Origin of the sequence: Mogibacterium kristiansenii, assembly GCF_009695905.1 — a bacterium.
In the GTDB taxonomy this organism is placed as follows: Bacteria; Bacillota; Clostridia; order Peptostreptococcales; family Anaerovoracaceae; genus Mogibacterium_A; species Mogibacterium_A kristiansenii.
This window is the reverse complement of sequence record NZ_VUNA01000037.1, coordinates 1-2,145: the sequence shown is the minus strand read 5'-3', so window position 1 is coordinate 2,145 and position 2,145 is coordinate 1. Positions and strand designations below refer to the sequence as shown.

2 protein-coding genes are annotated in these 2,145 nt (G+C 42.1%); both read right to left on the bottom strand.

Annotated features, from left to right (window positions below):
• Positions 1–218: 218 nt before the first annotated feature.
• A complete protein-coding gene (locus FYJ65_RS09420; RefSeq protein WP_206157394.1) occupies positions 219–1,571 on the bottom strand; it encodes an InlB B-repeat-containing protein in 1,353 nt (450 codons plus the stop codon).
• A 189-nt stretch (positions 1,572–1,760) separates the two neighbouring features.
• Positions 1,761–2,006 carry an LPXTG cell wall anchor domain-containing protein gene (locus tag FYJ65_RS09415; protein ID WP_206157393.1) on the bottom strand — a complete coding sequence of 82 codons (246 nt, stop codon included), beginning with the start codon at positions 2,004–2,006 and terminating at the stop codon, positions 1,761–1,763.
• Between the last annotated feature and the right edge of the window lie 139 nt (positions 2,007–2,145).

Below are 2,145 nucleotides of genomic sequence, written 5' to 3'. Positions count from 1 at the left end.
TAGCCTTGCCAGCAGCGATGCTGGCCTGGTTGAAATACAGAAAACAAAGAACGAGGAATTCTCGCAAGAGGTTCCTCGTTTTCTTTTGTTCTTTGTTTGTAAAGGCACGGGTGGTTTACCGATTACGGTGGTTTACCGGTTACTTTCTTCAAATGAAAAAGGAACGGTTTCGTAAATACGTTACCGTTCCTGTTTGATATTTCATTTAAGATTTTATTTTATTCATTTGTTCTTTTTCTTCTTGTGTATATGGTAGTGCCTGTTATGCCTGCTCCGGCAAGAAGCATCAGTGCCAGCCACAGAGCCAAGTTAGTATCGTCACCGGTCTTGGCTGAATCTTCAGCGTCAGCCTTTGAGTCCTTGTCGGCCTCTCCGTTTGTTGTGCCCTCAGAACCTGAAGAATCGACCGCCGAGCTGGCATATTTGTTGACGAACGTCATTTTGTCTACACCATTTTCACCATATTCTACATGGTATGATGTACCGTCTTTTACTGCAGGGAAAATACAGATAGGGGAAGGTTCTACTTCTTCGTCACTTAATTCAACAACACTTCTATGGAAAAGCCCCCATGCTGCTTCATCAACATCCCAGTTCGAATCATTTACACCCGCCTGCTTAACATATATATATCCGTATTCATCACGTTCTTTATCAAACATTCTCAAAATCGCTGACGCTGTTCCTGTGAAAGTTAAATTACCGTTATAGTCTCCTGCACCATCTGTTTCAACAGATGCGGTAATTTTCACATTGTAATCATTCGGCTGCAGTTCATTTCCCTGGGAATTTACAACCTCGAGGTTAAAGGTTGTCTCACCCGGTGAAGCATTTCCGCTCACCTCAACTGTAGTGGTGAAAGGCACAGTCAAGGTGATTTTTTCTTCTTCCCATCCAGCATAGAGGGTTATGTTATCTTTAACTTCGCTTTCAAAATCGTACGGAGTTTTGAGTTCTTCGTCCAAGTACCAGCCAGCAAACACCATGCCCTCCGGTGCGTCAGGTTCGATAGGCTTAGCCGCCTTGCTGCCTTTCTTCACTATCTCAACTGCGTAATCGCTACCTTCATTCTTAAAGGTTACGGAGCAATGACTGCTATCTATGTCGAAATCACCCGAAATACCTCTATAGAAGACACCGCCTTTAATCATGGCAAGACTCTCGCTGTATACCGGTTGATTGAAGGTTCCACCAATAATAACTCCATCATGATTATCTACCGCTCCATTAAATGTTCCGCCAGAGATACGACCTCCCGTGCTGTTAGTTACTTGGTCTTTGAACGTACCGCCGCTAATTGTACCATACGATCCATTTGTTACCTTACCATTGAATATCCCATTAGTGATTGTCCCTTGTAAAGTATATACAGTTCCATTGAAGATGCCACCGTTAATAGTCCCTTCGTTTTTCACTTGTCCATTGAATGTGCCGTCGGAAATTGTATCACCGCTATTAACGGTCACATTTTCATTATGGACTCCGCTTATGTCTTCTGCAAACACCATCTGCGGCATCAGTGCCAGTACCATGCAAAGGGTAAGCACTATGCTAAATAATCTTTTTTTCATTTTCTTCCCTCGTTTCATTTTAGAATAATGTATTCTCAGGCCGAGATTATACCGGTTACCTCCCGGATTCAGTATGGTTATTTGACAGATTTTATCACAGATTCACACTTTTTTCAATTTGTAAATTTTTCAATTTGTAAATTGCCAATTCACAAATAAATGTATGTGGGCACATGTCCCACTTAAAGGTTAGTCTCTGTCCTTTCTCTTTCTCACTTCACGTGCAGTAATAAACCCGCCAAGACCTGCTGCAATGGCTGCTATGGCAATCCAGATGAGAAGAGAGCTTTCATCTCCTGTCTTTGGAGAATCAAGTGCAGGCTTACTTACTGTAACCGTCTGATCCTTATCATCCTTATCCTTATGCTCTGCAACAAGCCTGTGGTCAAGATAATATGAAATGACCTCACATTTGTAATATCGTGGATTCGCCACTATACTGTAATCGACGACTAAATCAATAGACAGTGGTTTACCACATACAAAAGGAGGTCATTTATGAATAGAATACTAAAAATCGGAATGGATGTCCATAGCACCAGCTACACTTTATGTGCAATGGAGCCCGTGCTTG